Consider the following 17,762-nt stretch of genomic DNA (forward strand, 5'->3'; position numbering starts at 1 on the left):
TGCCGGGGCCGCCGGGCAGGCGTCGAGGTCCCGACTTCGGGTCATGGGTGGCTCGGAAAACGGCAGCGGGCGGCTGGCCCGTTGGGCCGGTGTTACGGCCCGGCTGTGGTCCGGGTGACGGTCTCGGGGGCCGGGGTGGTCGGCGGTCGCCAGGTCCAGCGTTCGCCGGTGCCGCCGGGCCCGGCCCGGAAGCCGTACATCAGTACCGCGCCCGCGTCGTCGATGACGCGGACCTGCCACAAGACGCTCATGCCGCGCAGCTCGGTGCGCACGTAGCGTTTGATCTCGTCAAGGTCACTGAACCGGGTGCCGACCCCGGCAGGTACCGCGGCCGGTTCCAGGTCGATGGGATGCACGTTGGGGTTGCCGACCAGGTAGCCGTGGTTGCCGCGGATGGACACACACAGCAGCCGCAGGCCGTGACCCGCCACGACCGGCTGGTGGCCGGTTGGCGCGGTGGGGTCGTCGAAGCAGCCGGGCATGCGCTCGAGCAGGCCGGCGCGCAACTGGGGCCCGGTCCCCCAGGCCTCGGCCCGCTCGGAGGCAGCCTGCGCGATCGCATCCCATTGCGTCACCGGGATCTGCCAGTCGTCGGGGGCGATCCGCCCGCCGTGTTTGAGGTCGGCGAGCCGGCGACCGTCGGCCTGCAGCAGCGCGTCGTAGACGTGTGTCAGAACGGCCGGTAGCAGCGCGGCTGGCCCGTCAACCGCCCGGATGGCGGCCAGGATGGTGCGCATCTGCTCGCCGGTCAGCGTTCGGCGGGTCGCGGCGTTCATCGCTGTCCCCTGACGGGGTCGGTCGGTACGGCGGCCAGTTCGACCCGGCATCGCTGGTCGCAGGTCGGGCCGTAGATGGTGGACCGGCTCTCGCATGGGCATGGGTCGTCGCGGCGGCCGTTGTCGGAGGCGAGGTAGTCGCGGCATGCCGCGCGCGGTGCGCCGGGCCGGCGACCGAACAGGTCGCTGAACGCCACGGAGGTGCCGGACTGGTCGAGCAGGCAGGTGTGGTCCAGGAAGGTCCAGCGGTGCCCGTCCGGGCTGTCGGGTGTGCCCTCGCCGCAGTCGACGAGGACGATGAACTCGGCCGGGTGGTCGGCGGCGGTGACCCGCACGTACGACAGCACCGGCCAGCGGTCTGCGCCCACGTGGGTGGGTGGGGCAACGAAACGCATCAGGGGGTTCTCCTCACTGCCACCGGGTGTTCAGGGTTGGTCAGTGGCGTGCAACAGGTCGTAGGCGCGGGCGGCGAGCTCGAGCTGGCGGCCGCTGAGGTCGCCGGGGTCGCCGTGGACGGCTTCGGCCGCGGTGATGACGAGGGCGTCGAGGTCCTCTGGGGGGAACGCGGCGCTGATGCCGACGAGGACCACGCACGACAGCCCGGGCGCCATGACCGACGGCGACGGGGTGGTGTGGCCGGCCTCGTCGAGGGCGTCGACCGTGGCGATGATCGGCTGGAGCCGCTGCAGCAGCCCGGTGTAGCGGGCCTGCTGCTGGGCAGCCAGCCGGGCAATGCCGGAGTAGCCGGCCGGGGTGGGTTCGATGTTCATCCATCCCGGTTCGCTGCTCGGCGCTGATGCAGGCCGGCTGGCGTTCGCGGTGGCCTCGGCGCCGGCTCGGCTCCATCCCTCGGCCGCGGTGGCCAGGGCATGCGCGACGGTGCGCAGTTCGGCGGGGGCCAGCAGCAGCGGGATCAGCTCGTCGCCGGGTGTGGGCAGCCACGCCATTCCGGCTTCGGCGATCGGGTTGATGTCGCGGCGGCGGACCAGTGGGCGGGTGCCGTCCGGTGACGGCTCGGGGTCGCGGTCGGGGTCGAAGATGCGGATCTGGTTGCCGCCGTCGCGTTTCGCGGTGTACATGGCCGCATCGGCGCGGGCCCGGGCATGCTGGGCGTCCACGGTGCCGTCTGCGGCGGTGTCGGTGGCGGCGATGCCGACGCTGGCGCGGGGCTGGATACGGTAGCCGGCGATGACCGCCGGACCGGCGAGGGCCGCCCCGATCTGGTCGGCGAGGTCCTGCGGGTCGGTGTTCCAAGCCAGGAGCGTGAACTCGTCGCCGCCCTGGCGGACCAGCACACCGTGCGGCGGCACAGCCTGCGCGAGGCGACGGGCGATGAGCGTCAGGTACTGGTCCCCGGCGGCGTGGCCGAGGTTGCCGTTGATGGTGTGCAGGCCGTTGACGTCGATGAGCGCGACCGTGATCGCAGCGCCGCCGCGCCCGGCCGCCTCGAGCATCTCGTCGGCGAGGGCCCGGTTCGGCAGCCCAGTCAGCGGATCGTTGCGCGCCTCGGCCACCGCATGGGCAAGCCGCTGCTCGTAGCGGCGCGCGACGGTGGCGCAACCGGACACGTACGCGAGGCCGAGGGCGAGGATACCGATGACCGTGAGGACGGTGTGGCCCGTCAACGCGGCCGGGATGGTGGCACTGGTCAGCACGAGCGTGACGAACGCCAGACGATGCCGGACGGCCGTCGGATGCCGCTGTGCGGGGTTGTCGAGCTTGATGGGCACGAGAATCTCCTCCATTGCTGTGTGGGTAGGGCCCGCCTGGTGCGGGCAGCGACGCTGCGCACCGGGCTGTAGACGGCGGTGCCGCCCGCAGGACCAGCGGAAGCGTTCGGCGTGCAGCGCCGCATGCATCGGGACTTCAGGCGGCAGCATTGGTGTTGGGCGTGCGCTGCCGACGGTGTATGTCGGTCAGCCGGGACCGGTCGGGTTACCTCCGGCGGCGCCGGAGCCGGTCAGGTCCCGCCGCCGGGCAGCGCCGCCATCTGGGGATCGCCGTTTGGTCGGACGGCTCGCCGGACCGGTCGTTGCCGCCGATCGGAAGGCTGACCAGGCGCTCGGCTGCCGCGCTGTACGCGGAAACCATCAGTCGATCGCGAGCAGGCGCAACATGAACGGCCATCTCCATAACCGCGGGCGGTAACCCCGGACGACCTGTTGGCATCCAGGCCAAGCCACTTCGGCTGAACCCCATACCGCGACACGGCTGCGACGATGTTCGCCACACCGACAGGAAGGTCTCCGCCGTGGTCAATGGGGCACATGCCGCGCGCCGCTGCGCGACTGCGATGATTGTGGTGGCCACGCTGCTGGCGTTGACAGCCTGCGGGAGCCGCCCGTCCAGCGCTGACGATCAAGGGCAAGAGGCGGCCCCGGCGGCCACATCCGGGACTCCGGCCGCGCCAGTCCAGACACAGGCAGCGGCGCGCCCCGCCACGGACTTGATCGTGCGCTACTCCGCCTCGGACGGCAGCAAGGTCACTGTCAAGTTCGCCTTGCAGTCGGCGGTGAAAGCCAGCGACCCGTCAGTGGCCGGGTACTTCTCCAAAGGTGTGCCCTGTTCCGCTGACGGGCAACGTGACGCAGTCTTCGTCGGCACCCTCACCATCACCAACGAGGTTTCCGGCTTCGACGCGCGGGTCGACCTCGCGATGGGCACCTACAACCAGACGCTGGGCGGCGATGCCACGCTCACCTTCGGGGCCGCATACGGTAACGGCAACCAATGCTCGAACCTGAACGGCAGCAACGCCTACGGGGCCATGCAGCCGGCCGTCGCCGTGCACTTTTCTGGCCAGCAGTGGGGCCCGGTACGGGTCGAATTCGTGGTGAGCGACGTCTATACGCCCGCTCAGCCGGCCGGCAACACGTCCGTGATCGCCGCCAACGCTCCCGTGCTCACGGCCTTCGTCGGCTCACCGACCAACCTGGTCCAGTACCAAGCCGACTCCGTTACCGGTCCGGTCACCAACATGGGCGGCGCCCTCGGCCAGATCACCCTCAACCTTGGACAGATCGCCAGCTGATTCCCTATCGGGGACCGAACGCGGGTAACAGGGCGGGGCCGACCAGCGCCCAGGTGGTGTTGCGCCCGGCGTAGAAGTGGCGCCGGTCCGGTCCGGGCCGGCGCCGGCAGACGTGATGTGAGTGACGGCCTCAGAGTCGTCGTCAACGAACTCGTCCTGGCCGACGCCGAGGTGGTCGAGGATGTCGAGGGACGTGTGCTCGAGGCCGATCAGTCCGCCGACCTTGCGGGGCGCTGGCCGGGACGGCCTCGTAGACGGCGACGTCGTCGAATCCGGCGTGCAGGAGCAGCAGCGCCGCGGCGGGGCCGGTCAGCGACCCGCCGACGACCGCGACCCGCAGGCGCGCACCACCACGCCGGGTCGACCTGGTCGGTATGCCGGTGAGCTGGCTGGTCTGCGTCATGGTCGAGGTGTCGGGGTCGGGCGTGGTGCTGGATTGCGGCTGGCTCATGACAGGGCTCCGTTCGCGGGTGCGCGAAGACCCGGGCACAGCCGTCGACGGCCGTGCCGGGGTTCGCGGTGGATGCGAAGTGGTGGCCGGGCAACGGCCGGAGCAGCGCCGATCAGCGCTGTCGTGCAGTCCTGTGCGACAGGCACGGCGGCGCGCGGTGACGGGTGGTGTGGCTAGGGGCGGGCGGCGGTGACCGTGCGGTCATCGGGTGGGCGGACGGACACCTGCAGCAGGAACGTCCACACCCGCGCGCCGCGGCGGACCTCGATGTGCAGGTCGTCGCGGTGCAGCCCGTAGGCGGTCAGCTGGTCGGTGCTGGTGTCGGCTTGCCAGCGCAGCCGCACGATGTCGCCGACGCGCAGGAACGCCGCGATCGAGCGCCAGACGTCGTGGAACGGTGCGCCGCCGATGCTCGCCGTCGCGGTCGCGCCGGGCAGCTGGTGGTCGTGCCAGCGGCGGCCCGGATCGTAGCCGGCGATGTCGGCGGCCACCGCGATGCGTCGGCGCCGGTCTGCTCCGACCGGGTCGGGAAAGAGGCGCTGCTGGGTGGCGGTGTAGATGCGCGGCTCGTCGCCGGCCAGTGTGGTGAGGGTGGCGTCGATGAGCCCGGCGCCGTCGGCGGCGGTGAACGACACCGTGTCGGCGCGGCGCAGGGCCTGCACGTCGCTGATGAACAGCAGTCCGGGCGGGTTGTCGTCGTCGCTGGTGGACGGTTCGGTGGGCCTCGGGGTGGTGGGCTCTGGTTCGCGGTCTGGGTGCTCGGCCATGCTGGTGGTCCTCCGTCCTTGGTGGAGGTGGCCGGCCGGCTTCGCGTGCCGCCCACGCGAGCGCCGGTCGGTGCCAGGTTCGGCGGAACGCCGGGCCGCGTAACGGTCCCGGGGCCGATTGCCCGGGGTGACGGCACGCGGCCGGCGCCGGTCCCCGGGTTGGGGCCTTCGTGTTTGACACATAGGTGCTGATGCGCTCGTGCCGCCGGTTGGCCGGGCGTGGGTGCCGGTCGGCCGGGGCGGCGTCGCTGTGCCTAGTCGCGTGGCAGGGCGGGAAGCGTTGCCGCGAGTGCGGCGGTCTTGGGTGCGGTGCGGAACATCGCGACCGCGTTCTGCGGGATGTCCGCGATGCCGTCGTCGCGCTCCTGGCGGGTGAAGGGCAGCCGCGCGTGGGGACCGACCCGCAACGCGGGCAGGTTGTAGTGCTCACGGGCGACGACGGCTTGGTCGGCGGTGCGGTACTCGTCGAAGAAGCCGTCGCCGAGCCCGTCGATGTCGGTCTCCCGGTTGCCGGTGCAGACGATCACGAGGTCGTAGGTACGGCCGTCGATGAGGGCGGCGCCGGGCAGCGCGATGGGCCGGGCCCTGCGGCGCATGACGGTGAGCAGCCGGTCGGGGCGCAGGTAGCGGCCGATGGCCTGGTAGCGGCCGCGGATCTGCTGCTGCCATTCGTCGCAGGTGTCCGGCAGGTCTTCGGCGTACCAGTCGATGCGCTCGACGCTGTCCAGCGCGGCGGCGGCCATCAGCGGTTGCGGGCCGATGCCCAGCAGCGACTCGACGGCGCATTTGCCGGAGTCGCCACCGCCGATGACCGCGGCGCGGCGGAGTCCCCGTAGCGGCCACATGCCACCCATCCGCGCCATGAACTGGGCGAAGGTGAGGATGCTGCGGCCGTCGGCGACGTCCTGGCTGATCGGGTCGCCCAGGCCCCGCGCGTCGATGACCCGCCCGGCAGACAGTGGGCTGCGGCCGTCGAGCTCGATGCGGACCCCGGTGCGGTCCCCCGTCGCCGAGCGCACGGTGGCGTTGGTGACGACGTCGGCGAACTGGGCCAGCGCGAGGCGGATGACGAACGCGATGTCGGTGTTGGTCTGGTACTCGCGCATGCCCACGTTGGCAGCCTGGATGGGGGCGCCCGGCAGGTAGTTGAGGGCAGCCTGCTGGTCGCCGGCCAAACCCGCGCCACCGGCCCGGTTGCGGGAGTTGAGATAGAACGTGGGCCGTGCGGTCATGGCGAAGGTGCCGCCGGCCCGGGCGTCGCGTTCCAGGACCAGCGGCCTGGGGTGTCCGCTTCGGACCCGGACCGCGGCGTAGACCGCGGCGTGGAATCCGCTGCCGATGATGACTTCACGGCCGGTGCCGTCGGCGCGCAGCATCTGTTGCTGGCGTTGCTCGTCGGACCAGTAGCCGTCCAGGATGTCGTCGGCGTGGCCGCGGGCGGTGGGGTCCAGGGCGATGCCGGTGAGCTGGGCGGCCAGCCGGTTCGGGAACTCCGTCTCGCGTTCGGCCATCGCCTGCATGCCCTCGGAGGCGCCCCGCAGCAGCAGGGCGGTCAGCAGGGCCTGGATCGGCGCGGCCGGCTCAGCGGGGTCAACCAACAGTTGGTCGGACATGGTGCTTCCCCTTTTCTCGGGAGTGCACCGGGTCACCGCGCCGGGGTTGCGTACGCCGCGCCCGGGTCGTCCCCCGGGTACGGCACGCGGCCGGTGCGGTGTCCCGGGGTCGGGTCAGGTCAGGTCTGGGCGTTCGACAGTCGCGTGTGGACATGCCGCCGACCTGGTCGGCGTCGAGCAGGTTGGGGGTAGCTCACGAGGGTGGTGGCCGGGTCACGGTCGTGCCCGGGGCCGGGGCTTGTGCCCAGCCTGAGCCGGGCGGCGATGATCGGTCCCTGCCGGGCCGCGGCGAGTGCGGTGGCTGGTGTCGCCAGCCGGTCGGGCGCCGGTCTTGGCCGGCGTCTCGCTCGGCCGCCGGCCGTGGCCTGGTCAGGTCAGGCGGCGACGGTGACGAGCACGTCGTCCGGGGCTGCGTCAGCCAGCAGGAGGGTGGCCTGCTGCATGTGGTCGACCAGGGCGTGCGGGCTGTGCTCCTGCGGGTAACGGCAGGCGCCGGTGCGCATGATGATCAGCGCGTCGCCGGCCAGCCTGCGCAGGCTGTGATAGGTGACGTAGCTGCGGCGTCCGGCGTGCAGCAGCGCGGCCTCGGCGTTGCCGGGGCGCCGTGCCCCGATGCGGCCGGTCGCCGACCACGCGTCGTACCGGGCGGTGGCCTGCCGCGCGGCGAACGCCCCGGTGGCGGCGATGTCCAGCAGCCGCATGGGGCCGCCGGCGCACCAGGTGGGGTGCCCGCCGGCGGGTGCGGCCAGCAGCGCGCGGGTTTGGTGGGAGCCCGGGTCGGCCAGCAGCCGTCGCATGGGGCGCAGGTCCTCGTCGAACAGGCACGCCAAGGTGGTGCGCCAGTCGGTGATGCCGAGGTGGTCGGCCGGGTACCAGAACGTGACGGTGCGGATGGTGACGCCGGTGGGCAGTGTGATGGACATGGTCGTGCTCCTTTCACGTGGTGATTGGGGGTGCGGCCTGCCGAGGCGGGCCGGGGTGGCGGGTTCAGTTGCCCGGGTTGGGTGCCCGGTGGGTGGTGAGCGTCAGGTACCAGCCGTCCACGGCCAGCCGGGCGGCCTCGTGTGCGCCGAGGGTGTGCAGCTCGGCGCTGATCCCGCGGGCCTCCTGGTGGAAGGCCGCCGTCCTGGCGAAGACGTCGTCGCGTTGCGCGAGGACCCCGAAGCCGGTCAGGGTCAGGTGGGCGTGGTGCAGCCGGGCGTTGTCCTCGCGCAGCCGGTCGATGCGGGCCATCAGCACGCGGATGCGCTCGTAGTGCGGCAGCGGCCGGTATTGGTGCAGCAGGTTCTGCCAGTGTGGGCGCTGCGCGTCGGTGCGCGGCTGGTGGTGCCCGAGGCCACGTTCGCGGCGTCGCCCGACCGCGACCGACGGGGCCGCGCCGGACAGCAGCACCGTGACCGTGGTGGCGCCGGCCAGGTCGCCCGCGCGCAGCTGCTGCAGCAACGGCAGCCCGGCTGGCTCGTCCAAGGCCAGGACGTGCATGAGCGGGGTGGCCTCGGTCCGCAGCAACCGGGCCTGCGCACGCGAGGGCGTGCCGGGTGGGCATTGCGTCGCGAACGCGGCCCGGCGATCCAGCGTGCCGGGCTGGCCGGCGGGTGCGGGCTGGGGGTGCGCCGCGTTGCTGGTCAGCCAGATGCCGTTGCTGCCGGAGCGCAGCAGCAGCGCCGGCCCGGGCCGGTCAGTGCCGGTGTGGTCGGTGCCAGCGGCCGCGGCCGCGGCGGCGGCGTGCTCGGCGAGTTGGCGGACGGTGTCGAGGTCGAACGTGAGCCGGATGGTCATGGTGGTGCGCCTCCAGAAGGTTTCAGGTTGGGATGGGCGCGCGTCGACGCGCGCCCGGCGTGGGCGCGCATCCGCGGATGGCATGGGTGGTCAGGCCGGGCTGGCCACGGCGACGAGGTGGGCGTCGCGGGGCAGCTGGGCCAGGTGGGCGTTGGCGGTGGCGAGGTAGTCCAGGAGGTCGGCCAGGCGTCGGCTGCGGGTGGTCAGCCAGCCGCCGGTCTGCGGGGCGAGCCCGTCCCCGGGAACTGCCGCCAGCCAGGCCAGGTTGACGTAGGTGCCGTAGCCGGCCTGGAAAGCTTCCAGCGCCGAAGGCGGCAGCGGGCGAGCCTGGCCCGGCACGGCGTTGTGGGCCGCCATCGCCAGGACCCGCGGTTGGGACAGGTAGTCGCCGTGCGCCTTGGCGAGGGGGTAGCGGTGCGGGTCGGCCGTGTACCGGTCGGCGAACGCCCAGAACGGTTGGGCCGCTCGGGTGCCGGCGACGACCTGCTGCCACAGCAGCCACTCGGCGGCGGCGGTCGCGGCGGCGCGGGTGCGCATGCCGTGCAGGTCGAGAAGGTTGAGCGGGCCGCCGGAGGTCAGGCCGTTCCAGCAGTCGAGGAGTCTGCCGGTGCGGCGGGTGTGGGTGTGGAAGTGCGGCAGCACGCCGCTGGTGGTCAGGCCGCGAGCCGCCAGGGTGGCGGTGGCCTGTGCCGCAAGGTCGGCGGGTGGGGTGCCTGCGGGCAGGCAGACGACGGCGGTGCCCACGGTGCGGGTGGGCAGGTGCAGCCGGCTGGTGCCGGTGGACGTGGTACGCGAGACGCGCATGGCGGTTCCTCCTTGTCCTAGCGGGCGTGGGTGCGCGGGCGCGCAGCACCGCAACCCTGATGCGGGGTCGGGCTGGGATGCGCAGGACGCGCGGAGATGACCCGTGGTTGGGTCGGTCCTCGGGTCGTGGCGACCCGGGCGACCGCAGTGTGCGGTCGGGTCGCGGCGAACGGCCGCAGGTGGTGCAGGTCGGCTGGCGGCCGACGGTGGAGCTCCTCGACCGAGCCGAGGGTGGTATCTGCCGGCCTGGGCCGGTTGTTGGTGCTGGAGTGCGCGGGTGGGCGTGGGGCCCGGTGGGGTGGTCGCGGCCGACCGGCCAGAGGGGCGGGTGGGCGGGTGCGGTGTCCCTGCCGTGGCGAGCGTGCGCCCGGATGGTGCAGTGGTGCCTTTGAGGGTTCTTTGAAAAGAAGCTCTCACCGTAGAGCGGCGACCCAACTGGTCCTGCTCGTGCGGCCGGGACCAGGCCGGCGGCACTGAGCTGCGCGGTTGGGTACCGCCGGGGTGCAGTTGGGTGCCGGCCGGCACTCGGCCAGTTGGGTCGGTTGGCCGGGTTGGGTGGCGGGTTCGGGCGTCCCCGGCCGCGGGAGGTGGTCAGGCGGCGGGTGGCTGCGCGGCGCCGCGCTCAGCGGGCCCGGACGGCGGCGGAGGCGCCGTGTGGCGGTGACGGCGGGCGGCCTGTTCGGCGTCGACGTCCTGCTGCCATTGGCTGAACCGCCGGTCGTGGAGCCGGCGCAGGAAGTGCGGGATGCGGTTGGCGGGGATGCCGACCAGTCGCGGGCCGAGCACGGCGAGCAGGTCCGAGGCTTCCTGAGAGGACCAGCCGGCCACGGCGATGGCGTCCTCGTCGGGGAAGACGTCGGCGACCCGGTCGGTGTCGGGGTGCAGGAGGTGGTCCTGGGTGCCGCCGTAGGAGTAGACCCACAGCAAATTGGCCGGCGGATCGGGCTCGACGAGGTGGCGGAAGCGTTTGATTTCCTTGGTGTAGGCGTAGAAGGTGACGTCCGGCCGGTTCCGGCAGATCCGCAGCCATGCCCGCAGGTAGTCGTCGGTGAAGAAGTCGCCGGCGTCGTGGATGCGGACCCAGGCCCCGCGGAACCTGGCGGCGCCGAGCTCGGCGGTCATCGCCGTCTCCCAGCCCGGCAGGTCGTCCAGGACGAACGCCAGGTTGGCCTGGTGCCGGCCACGCACGACCGGCCACAGGTAGGTGCCGTTCCGGGCGTAGCAGACCTGAGCGCAGATACCGGCGGCCGGGCAGGTGTTGTAGGTGCGGCCGTCGGGGAGCCTGCCGGCCCAGGCCGGCAAGCTCCAGTTCCACACCCCGATCGCTTTCATCTCACGGTTCTGGGTCAGCAGCCGCTTCGGGCGCGGCACACCGCCCTGCGGTGGCACAGATGGAGACATGCAGTTCCCCTTGCATGGACGGCGGGAGCGGCAGGTGCGGCGTTTCGGCGTCCCCGACGCGTTGGCCGCGTGCGTGCGGACCGGCCGACAAATCGCCGGCCGGAAACGCGAAAAGGCCCCCACACCAGGCGCCGAGTGGGGCGTCCGGTGTGGGGGCCGGTTGGGTCGGTTGGGTGAGGTGGCCGGCCCAGTGGTCGGCAACCCGTCAGCGGATTGCCAGCCAGTGCGCAGCGCGGTCGCAGTAGCGCTCGTCGGACCCGTTGAGCGCCGCGCGGCGGCCCGCTGCCCGAGCGGCGATCCTTGTGGAGCCGGACCCGGCGAATGGGTCGACCACGATGCCGCCTGGGGGGCCGGCGTACCGGATGAGCAGATCGCCCGGCAGCGGTGCATCGGGCCCGTGGGATCTCGGGCTCGAGCGGGGAGGGCGGCGGCAACCGGTCGTTGGCTGGAACGCCCAGCCGGCGGATCGGGCAGATGGCATGCCCGGTTCGGTGCCGTGGCGGCGTCAGCCGGCACGGCGCCGGGCGGTTCAGGCCCCGGCGGGCGGTGTGTCGTCGCGCAGCAGGTACAGCGGGTCCTCGTCGGGCTCGGGCGGTCCGGGATGGAACGGCCCCCCGGGGCCGGGTGGGCCGGGCAGTTCGGCCAGCCGCAGCCGGCGCCGGTCGTTACCGACCACCTTCCACACCGGCCCGGCCGGCCCGCCGTGCTCGCCGGCGTGGTCGCGGGCGGCTGTGGCGATGAGGACCCCGAGGGTGCCGCCGGCCAGGCTGGTGAGGTACCGGTGCAGGTTCGTCTCGATGGCCGTCGTCGGCAGCCAGAACAGCACCGGCCAGGCAGGGCCCTTGTCCTGCAGGGTGCGGTACCCGGTCAGCTTCTCGGCCCGGGCCGGATGCGACTCGCTCCCGGTGTCGTGTTCAAGGAAGAACGCGACCTCCCGCCCGTCCTCGGTCCACACGCCGTGCGCGTCCGGGCGGGTGTTGTGGTCCACCTTGGCGTAGGTGCGCCCGGCCGACCACCAGCGGGTCAACCGCGCCCGCGGGTGGTGGCGGCTGTAGGCGAGCAGGTCGATGAAGAACTGGTTGACGCCGTCGGCGTGGGCCAGGTGCCCGACCCGGGTGGCGGCGGAGGGGTATCCGTCGCGGGCCTCGCGCAGCGCCCGGCTGCTGGGCGCTGGCCAGCCGTGGTACAGCGCCACGTACCGGGCGGACAGTCGGCCGGGTACCCAGTGCACCGGCAGCCGACCGGCCACCGGGTGCGCCGGCATGAACCAGTCGATGAACCCGAGGCCGCGCAGCACGTTGAGCCGGTTGCGGCAGGTGCGCGGTGAGGTGAACAGGACCGCGGCGATCTGGTCGGTGGTGAGGAAGCGGTGCTGGTCGAGCAGGTGGGCGAGGACGTAGTCGCGGGGTTCGAGACGCCAGGAGACGGCGAGCAGGTCGTCGGCGGGCGTGGACCGGCGGGCGGTGGCCGCCGGCCGGGAACGGGTCACCCCCGGTCGGGGGATATCCCCCGCAGGGATATTTCGGGGTTGGCGTGGGTCGACGGTCACGGGCTCCTACCAGGGTGGTTGGGTGCCGTTGGGCACGGTTGATCACCGCTGTAGCGGTGCAGGGTTCGCCTGGGGGTCCACCCGTCGATGTACCGGCCTTGCCGCCTGTCTGTTGTGCACCAGCGTCCAGCGGTGTGATGGAGATCGACCTGGTGGCTGCAGGTGCGTCAGGTGGTGCCGGGCATCAGCGGTGGAGGACGCCCGAGCGTGGTGTCTCGTCGGGTTCGGTCATCGCCGGGAGCTGCTCCTGCGCGGGCGGCGGGCGAGTTGTTCCACCCCGGTCGGCTCGTCGGTCTCGGTACGGGCGACGGCCTGGCGCAGCGCGGTGGTCTCGCCGAGGATCGGCAGCGGCGGCCGGGTCCGCATGGTGAACGCCGCGGTTTCCCGGTTGGCCACGACGAGCCGGGTCGCGGTGGTGTACGCGTCGAGGTGGGACAGGTCGTGCTCGTCGAGCTCCGGCAGGGTGTGCCGGGCCAGTTGATGCGCGTCCTCCGGGCTGCAGTTGAAGTACACCTTGTTGCGCGCGTTCGCGGACAGGGCCAGTTGGGTGTCGCGCGGCAGCTGGCTCAGGTTCTGGTGCGCCAGCACCAGCGACAGGTGATAGCCGCGGGCCTCGGCGAGCATGTCCCCGACCGAGCCCGCCAGATTCAGCACGTTGTGCGCTTCGTCGATGTAGACGGAGGCGTCGCGGCGTTGGTCTTCCGGGATGCGGGCGCGGGCGGTGGCGGCCTGCCACACCGAGGCGAGCACGAAGCTGCCCATCAGCCGTGCGGTCTCCTCACCGAGCTGGCCTTTGGGCAGGCGGGCGATGAGGATGCCGCCGTCCAGGACCTTGCGCATGTCGAAGCTGGATGTCGCGACGCCGAGGGTGTCGCGGACGAAGTCGCGCAGCAGAAAGGCCCGGAGCCTGGCCAGGACCGGGCCGATGACCTGCGCGCGCAGTGGTGGTGGGGTGGCCTCGTACCACTCCCAGAACCCTTTCAGGCCTTCGGGATCGGCGAGGTCGACGGTGAACGCGGCCCGGAACTGCTTGTCGTTGAGCAGCGGCGGGACCAGGGTGAGGGTGGCGTTGGCCTTGCGCATCAGGGTCAGGCACGCCACGCGCAGCACGTCGTCGATGCGGGGGCCCCAGTGCCGCTGGAAGATCTTGGAGAAGATGCTGACGATGTTGTCCACGACCAGGTCGTCGTCGAGGCCGGCCAGCGGGTTGAGGGTCGCGCCGCGTTCCTGGTCCGGGTCGATGAGCACGAGCCGGTCAGCGACGGAGGCGGGCAGCCGGTCCAGGATGTCGAGGGCGAGGTCGCCTTTGGGGTCGATGACGACAACGCCGCGGCGGGCGTTGACGTCGTCGATGACCATGTGGGTCATCTCGGTGGACTTGCCGGATCCGGTAGCGCCGAGCATGTGGATGTGTTCCCGCGCGTCGGCCACGCGCAGCGCCACCGAGTGGCCGCCGACCTCGGCCCGGCCCAGCACCCTGGTGCCCCGGCCGCCGGTGGGCACCGCGACGGGTGCGGGGACGGCTTTGGCGCGGGCCCGGTCGAGGCCGGGGACGGCGACGTCGAGGGGCAGCGCGGCCACGGCGGTGAGCTCGTCGGCGCAGAGCAGGAAGCCGCGGGTGAAGCGCCGCTGCGCGAGGGCCGCGGCGGGGTGGGCCAGCTTCAGCCGCCGCAGCCGGTTGCGGCCGGTGTAGATCCCGTACGCGGATGCGATGGCGTGGGCGACGGTGGCCAGGCGGCGGACCGTCTCGGAGTTCGCCTGCGCCTGCGCGTTGGGGGCGGGGTTGGTGCCGGGGCTGCTGCGGCGGCTGGGTTGGACGGCGACCGCGTAGCGGATGCCGACCTCCCACTGCGGGGCGAGGGACTTCTCGAGGGCCGGGCGGGCGTCGTGGTCGCGGATCGGGTCCGCCGGGACCGCCCGCCCGTACCCGCCGGTGCGCGCGCCGCGGGTGGGGGTGGTGAGTTCGGTGAGCAGGTGCAGGGTGCCGCGCAGCCACGTGGCCGGGTCCAGCAGGTCGCCGGGTGGCCGGCCGGTGCGCAGTGCCGCGGCGGCCCGTCGGGCCTGCTGGACGCGGCGGGGTGCAGCGGGGCGGGCCAGGATCTGCACGCAGGCCCGTTCCCCGCTGGACAGGCCCGCGCCGGCGGCGACGAGGGCCCGAGTGGGGTCGGTGTCGTGGTCGGTCTCGAGGGGATACCAGGTGGGCAGCGCCGGCGCGAGCGCACCGCCGACGTCGAGCACCCGGTTGTCCTTCGTGGGTACGGGGACCGGGTCGGCGGCGTCGGCGATGGTGGCCGACGCGCCGGGCCAGGCGGCGCGGACGGCGGCGGCGACCGGCCCGGCCGGGACGGTACCGGGCAGCCACACGTGGATGGTCAGGGCACGTCCGGCCCACCGGTACTCCATCGCCACGTGCGGCGCGCCGTACAGCAGCCGCCGGGACGGGGCGAGCAGTGCGTACAGGTTGGCCCACCACGCCCTCGCCCCGGCCGGGTCGACCTGCGGCGGTGGGGTGATCAGGACTTGCTGGGCGTGCCGGGCGAGGCGCCGATGCCGCAGGGTCCGCACCCGTGCGGTGGTGGCGGCGGCGGCCACGACGAGGGCGGCAGCCACGCCGGCCAGCCACGGCCGGTGTGCCGCCCACCCGGCGGCGGCCTGGATGAGGTCGAGCAGGTGGGAGTGCGGTGCGGCGGGCACCATGGTCGGGTCCACCGACCGCGACGGTGACGGTGCAGGTGTGGGAGGCATGAGAAACTCCAACGGAACGTCCGATGTGGACAGTTGTGGGTCGCATCGCGGCTCGCGGCTACAGATCAGGGTCGTCGATGAGGTCGGCCAGCCCGGCGCACAGCTGGTGCTCCCGGGTGGAGGCGACGATGGTGAACGCGACCCGGTGCGAGCCTGCGAGGAGCAGCGCCTCGCCGCGGCCGGCGGCGAGGAGCAGGCGGGCCTCGCCGGCGGTCAGCGCGAACGTCTCGGCGATCAGGTCGATCGCCTGCGGCGCCTGGCGCATCAAGATCTGGGTGGCGGCGTTGGCGATGACCGCCTGCCCCAGGTCGGAGCCGAGCAGGTCGGCGGCGTCCTGGGTGACGACGGCGACCCCGGCCCGGCGTTTGCGGGCCGCCTTGGCCAGGCGGTACAGGAACTTCGCGCCCTCGCCTTCGCGCAGCAGCGTCCAGGCTTCGTCGACGACGACGAGCCGCCGCGCCTGCGGCGGGCGTCCCACACGGCGGTCCGCGGCGATCCCGGGGAGGTCGACGTCGCGCCAGATCGCGTCGAGGGCCAGGAGCATGCCGGGGGCGCGCAGTTCGTCGGCGAGCTGCCGGGTCGACCACACGACGAGGTGGCCGCGCGGGTGGAAGGTCGTCGGGCCGTCGAACAGCGCTTTGAAGCTGCCCTCGGTCCACGGCGAGAGCCGGGCGGCGAGGGTCTGTGCTGCGGGGATGTCGGCGTCGTGCAGGGTGGCGGCCAGGTCGCGCAGCAGCGGCGCCGGCCGGGCCCACGTGTTCGGGTCGTTGCTGATCCCGGCCTGCGCGTACGTGGCGGTGATGGCCTTGTCGAGGGCCGCACGTTCCTGTGGTGGGGGCTGCTGGCCAAGCAGCACCGACACGAGCGTATGCAGGAACAAGGCCCGTCGGGTCAGGGCGTCGGGGCGGCGGTCCCCGGCTGGGATGTCGAGCGGGTTGACGCGGATACCCGGGGCGCCGAGCTGGATGGCGGTGCCGCCGACGGCGTCGCACAACCGCAGGTACTCGTCCTCCGGGTCGATGATGGCGACCTGGACACCGTCATAGAGCGAGCGCAGGGTCTCCAGCTTCACCAGGTAGGACTTGCCGGCCCCGGAGCGGGCCAGGACGACCGAGTTGTGATTGTCGCAGGACCAGCGGTCCCACCACACGACACCGTTGGAGGCGCTGTTGAGCCCGTACAGCACGCCTCCGGAGGGGGTCTGCTCCCCCGGCAGCGGAGCCGGCAGGTCCGCGCTGGCGAGCGGGAAGGCTGCGGCGAGGGCGTCGGTGTCGAACACCCTCCGCATCCGCAGCGAGTCCACCCCGAGCGGCAGGGTGCTGATCCAGCCCTGCAGCTGCCGCCAGGTCGCCGGTTGCGTGTCCAGCAGCACCGAGGCGGCGGCAGCGCGGACTTCAGCGACCGCCTCCACCAGCTCGTCCTCGGTGGGGGCGTGGACGCACAGGTAGTGCCCGACCCGGAACAGCCGGGCGGCGCCACGCGCCAGGCGGTCGGCGAGGTCGGCGGCGTCCTCGGCGGCGGCGTCGGTGACCGGGTCGCCGAGGCGGCCTTTGTCGAAGTCGAGGCGCCGGTTGGATTCCAGCCGGACCCGCTGCCGCCGCAGCCGGGTCGCGGCGGTGGCGGCCGGGACGGGTTCGATGTGCTGCACGACGTCGATCCGGCCCGGCCATGCCAGGAGGGCGTCCAGCCAGGCCAGGCCGACCTCGGGCGGGTACCCGGTGATGATCAGCACAGCGGTATAGCCGTCACCGACCCGCAGCCACCGTGGGGTGGACTCCACCGCGGCCGGGCCGATGGTCGCGGCCAGCACGGCGGCGTCGTCGCCGTCCGACGAGGCACCGCGCCCCCGTGTGCGGGAACCGGTCGAGGTAGCTGCTGTGGTGTGCTTGCGGCGTTTCATGCGCCGAGCTCCTCGTCGAGGCCGGGGGCGGTGACCGCGGTGTGGGCGGGGGTGCGCGGCCAGGACGCGTCGGTGTCCTGGTACGGGTCGACCGCGGCGGTCAGCACCGCCGTGGCGGTGCCGCCATCCAGAACCCGGGTCTGGGCGCCGAGGGTGGCCAGGGTGGCGGCGGTGTGCTCGGCGCGGCGCATCGCCTCGGTGCCGGCGCCACGCTCCCCGGCGGCGGTGTGCGCAACGGTGACGGTGCGCCACAACGGGTCCCGCCGGGCGGCCACATCGAGCAGGAAGTCGCTGTAGTCCAGCGCGGCATCCGCGAGGGCGGGGTGCGGCAGCGCCTCGGCGGCGTCGGCGACCCGCACGGCGTGGCTGGTCAGGTCCACGCGTTGCGCGGAGACCACCACCTGCACCGGCCCGGTCAGGGCGTTGAGCCAGCGGGCATAGGAGCCGACCAGCGCGGCCTGCTCGGCGCCGGTGCGCAGGCCGACGTTGACGGTGGTCGCGGCGACCAGCACCGTCGCGGTGCCGTCGCCGAGGTCGATGACCCCGTCGTCGCCGATACCGTGCGCGGGCAGCCGCAGCACGGCCGGCGCCGGCCCATCCGCGTCCACGGCCGGCGCCCACGCCGGGACCGGCGCCACACCTGCGGGCGCCGGCGCGGCCCGCCGGGGCGTGCGCCGGTCGCGGATGGCCGCCCACAGCCACGCATCCAGGGGCAGGCCGTCGCGGCGGCCCAACGCGAGCGCGACGGCGACACCGGCGAGCGGGATGAGCATGATCGCCACCGCGGGCAGCGGCAGGAACCGGCCGACGGTTCGCAGGATCAGGTAGCCCAACGCCGCGGCAGCGCCGATGATGGCGACCTGCCGGGCGGTCAGACCCCAGACGATCCGATCGGGCGCCTCGATATCGGCGGGTACCCGGGCATGGACTTCTTCAACATCCACAG

General features: G+C 73.2%; 16 protein-coding genes. 1 reads left to right on the forward strand and 15 read right to left on the reverse strand.

The features are described from left to right. Positions 1-92: 92 nt before the first annotated feature. Genes ACQEVU_RS35560 through ACQEVU_RS35570 form a run of 3 tightly spaced genes read right to left on the reverse strand, consistent with a single transcriptional unit; the run spans position 93 to position 2,521 of the window. A complete protein-coding gene (locus tag ACQEVU_RS35560) occupies positions 93-776 on the reverse strand; it encodes a hypothetical protein (protein WP_433331443.1) in 684 nt (227 codons plus the stop codon). Next, on the reverse strand, positions 773-1,171 hold the full coding sequence (locus tag ACQEVU_RS35565) for a hypothetical protein (RefSeq protein WP_433331445.1): 399 nt from the start codon (positions 1,169-1,171) through the stop codon (positions 773-775). Before ACQEVU_RS35565 ends, ACQEVU_RS35560 begins: the two co-directional genes overlap by 4 nt. Positions 1,172-1,201: 30 nt before the next feature. After that, positions 1,202-2,521, reverse strand: a complete 1,320-nt coding sequence (locus ACQEVU_RS35570) for a GGDEF domain-containing protein (protein WP_433331447.1) — start codon at positions 2,519-2,521, stop codon at positions 1,202-1,204. 557 nt (positions 2,522-3,078) lie between these two features. Here ACQEVU_RS35570 and ACQEVU_RS35575 point away from each other — a divergent pair. Continuing rightward, entirely contained in the window at positions 3,079-3,807 is a 729-nt protein-coding gene (locus ACQEVU_RS35575) for a hypothetical protein (RefSeq protein WP_433331449.1), read from the forward strand. Between the two features lie 142 nt (positions 3,808-3,949). Here ACQEVU_RS35575 and ACQEVU_RS35580 read toward each other — a convergent pair whose 3' ends face one another. The 12 genes from ACQEVU_RS35580 to ACQEVU_RS35635 all read right to left on the reverse strand — a co-directional run bounded on the left by ACQEVU_RS35580 (position 3,950) and on the right by ACQEVU_RS35635 (position 17,760). After that, positions 3,950-4,258, reverse strand: a complete 309-nt coding sequence (locus ACQEVU_RS35580; protein ID WP_433331451.1) for a hypothetical protein — start codon at positions 4,256-4,258, stop codon at positions 3,950-3,952. Positions 4,259-4,431: 173 nt separating this feature from the next. Beyond that, complete coding sequence (locus ACQEVU_RS35585) at positions 4,432-5,025, reverse strand: hypothetical protein (RefSeq protein ID WP_433331453.1); 594 nt, start codon at positions 5,023-5,025, stop codon at positions 4,432-4,434. 254 nt (positions 5,026-5,279) lie between these two features. After that, positions 5,280-6,638, reverse strand: a complete 1,359-nt coding sequence (locus ACQEVU_RS35590; RefSeq protein ID WP_433331455.1) for a hypothetical protein — start codon at positions 6,636-6,638, stop codon at positions 5,280-5,282. Positions 6,639-7,012: 374 nt separating this feature from the next. Then, positions 7,013-7,561: a hypothetical protein gene (locus ACQEVU_RS35595; protein WP_433331457.1), complete on the reverse strand. Its 549-nt coding sequence runs from the start codon at positions 7,559-7,561 to the stop codon at positions 7,013-7,015. Positions 7,562-7,625: 64 nt separating this feature from the next. Continuing rightward, on the reverse strand, positions 7,626-8,417 hold the full coding sequence (locus tag ACQEVU_RS35600; protein ID WP_433331459.1) for a hypothetical protein: 792 nt from the start codon (positions 8,415-8,417) through the stop codon (positions 7,626-7,628). A gap of 90 nt (positions 8,418-8,507) precedes the next feature. Beyond that, positions 8,508-9,221: a hypothetical protein gene (locus ACQEVU_RS35605; RefSeq protein WP_433331461.1), complete on the reverse strand. Its 714-nt coding sequence runs from the start codon at positions 9,219-9,221 to the stop codon at positions 8,508-8,510. Between the two features lie 591 nt (positions 9,222-9,812). Further along, a complete protein-coding gene (locus tag ACQEVU_RS35610; RefSeq protein WP_433331463.1) occupies positions 9,813-10,622 on the reverse strand; it encodes a GP88 family protein in 810 nt (269 codons plus the stop codon). A gap of 205 nt (positions 10,623-10,827) precedes the next feature. Beyond that, positions 10,828-11,103, reverse strand: a complete 276-nt coding sequence (locus tag ACQEVU_RS35615) for a DNA methyltransferase (RefSeq protein ID WP_433331465.1) — start codon at positions 11,101-11,103, stop codon at positions 10,828-10,830. 48 nt (positions 11,104-11,151) lie between these two features. Further along, positions 11,152-12,111, reverse strand: coding sequence for a replication-relaxation family protein (locus ACQEVU_RS35620; RefSeq protein ID WP_433331467.1), 960 nt, complete (start codon positions 12,109-12,111; stop codon positions 11,152-11,154). 288 nt (positions 12,112-12,399) lie between these two features. Continuing rightward, positions 12,400-14,868, reverse strand: coding sequence for a type IV secretory system conjugative DNA transfer family protein (locus tag ACQEVU_RS35625; RefSeq protein ID WP_433335196.1), 2,469 nt, complete (start codon positions 14,866-14,868; stop codon positions 12,400-12,402). A 106-nt stretch (positions 14,869-14,974) separates the two neighbouring features. Next, positions 14,975-16,816, reverse strand: coding sequence for a VirB4 family type IV secretion system protein (locus ACQEVU_RS35630; protein WP_433331469.1), 1,842 nt, complete (start codon positions 16,814-16,816; stop codon positions 14,975-14,977). Continuing rightward, positions 16,813-17,760: a PrgI family protein gene (locus tag ACQEVU_RS35635; RefSeq protein WP_433331471.1), complete on the reverse strand. Its 948-nt coding sequence runs from the start codon at positions 17,758-17,760 to the stop codon at positions 16,813-16,815. Before ACQEVU_RS35635 ends, ACQEVU_RS35630 begins: the two co-directional genes overlap by 4 nt. Positions 17,761-17,762 lie beyond the last annotated feature (2 nt).

The organism is Dactylosporangium sp. CA-139066, assembly GCF_050936175.1.
In the GTDB taxonomy this organism is placed as follows: domain Bacteria; phylum Actinomycetota; class Actinomycetes; order Mycobacteriales; family Micromonosporaceae; genus Dactylosporangium.

Excerpts from the sequence above, each read along its gene's own strand:
- ACQEVU_RS35560 (WP_433331443.1), bottom strand. The coding sequence starts at position 776 with ATGAACGCCGCGACCCGCCGAACGCTGACCGGCGAGCAGATGCGCACC.
- ACQEVU_RS35565 (WP_433331445.1), bottom strand. The coding sequence starts at position 1,171 with ATGCGTTTCGTTGCCCCACCCACCCACGTGGGCGCAGACCGCTGGCCG.
- ACQEVU_RS35570 (WP_433331447.1), bottom strand. The coding sequence starts at position 2,521 with ATGGAGGAGATTCTCGTGCCCATCAAGCTCGACAACCCCGCACAGCGG.
- ACQEVU_RS35580 (WP_433331451.1), bottom strand. The coding sequence starts at position 4,258 with ATGAGCCAGCCGCAATCCAGCACCACGCCCGACCCCGACACCTCGACC.
- ACQEVU_RS35585 (WP_433331453.1), bottom strand. The coding sequence starts at position 5,025 with ATGGCCGAGCACCCAGACCGCGAACCAGAGCCCACCACCCCGAGGCCC.
- ACQEVU_RS35590 (WP_433331455.1), bottom strand. The coding sequence starts at position 6,638 with ATGTCCGACCAACTGTTGGTTGACCCCGCTGAGCCGGCCGCGCCGATC.
- ACQEVU_RS35595 (WP_433331457.1), bottom strand. The coding sequence starts at position 7,561 with ATGTCCATCACACTGCCCACCGGCGTCACCATCCGCACCGTCACGTTC.
- ACQEVU_RS35600 (WP_433331459.1), bottom strand. The coding sequence starts at position 8,417 with ATGACCATCCGGCTCACGTTCGACCTCGACACCGTCCGCCAACTCGCC.
- ACQEVU_RS35605 (WP_433331461.1), bottom strand. The coding sequence starts at position 9,221 with ATGCGCGTCTCGCGTACCACGTCCACCGGCACCAGCCGGCTGCACCTG.
- ACQEVU_RS35610 (WP_433331463.1), bottom strand. The coding sequence starts at position 10,622 with ATGTCTCCATCTGTGCCACCGCAGGGCGGTGTGCCGCGCCCGAAGCGG.
- ACQEVU_RS35615 (WP_433331465.1), bottom strand. The coding sequence starts at position 11,103 with ATGCCATCTGCCCGATCCGCCGGCTGGGCGTTCCAGCCAACGACCGGT.
- ACQEVU_RS35625 (WP_433335196.1), bottom strand. The coding sequence starts at position 14,868 with ATGGTGCCCGCCGCACCGCACTCCCACCTGCTCGACCTCATCCAGGCC.
- ACQEVU_RS35630 (WP_433331469.1), bottom strand. The coding sequence starts at position 16,816 with ATGAAACGCCGCAAGCACACCACAGCAGCTACCTCGACCGGTTCCCGC.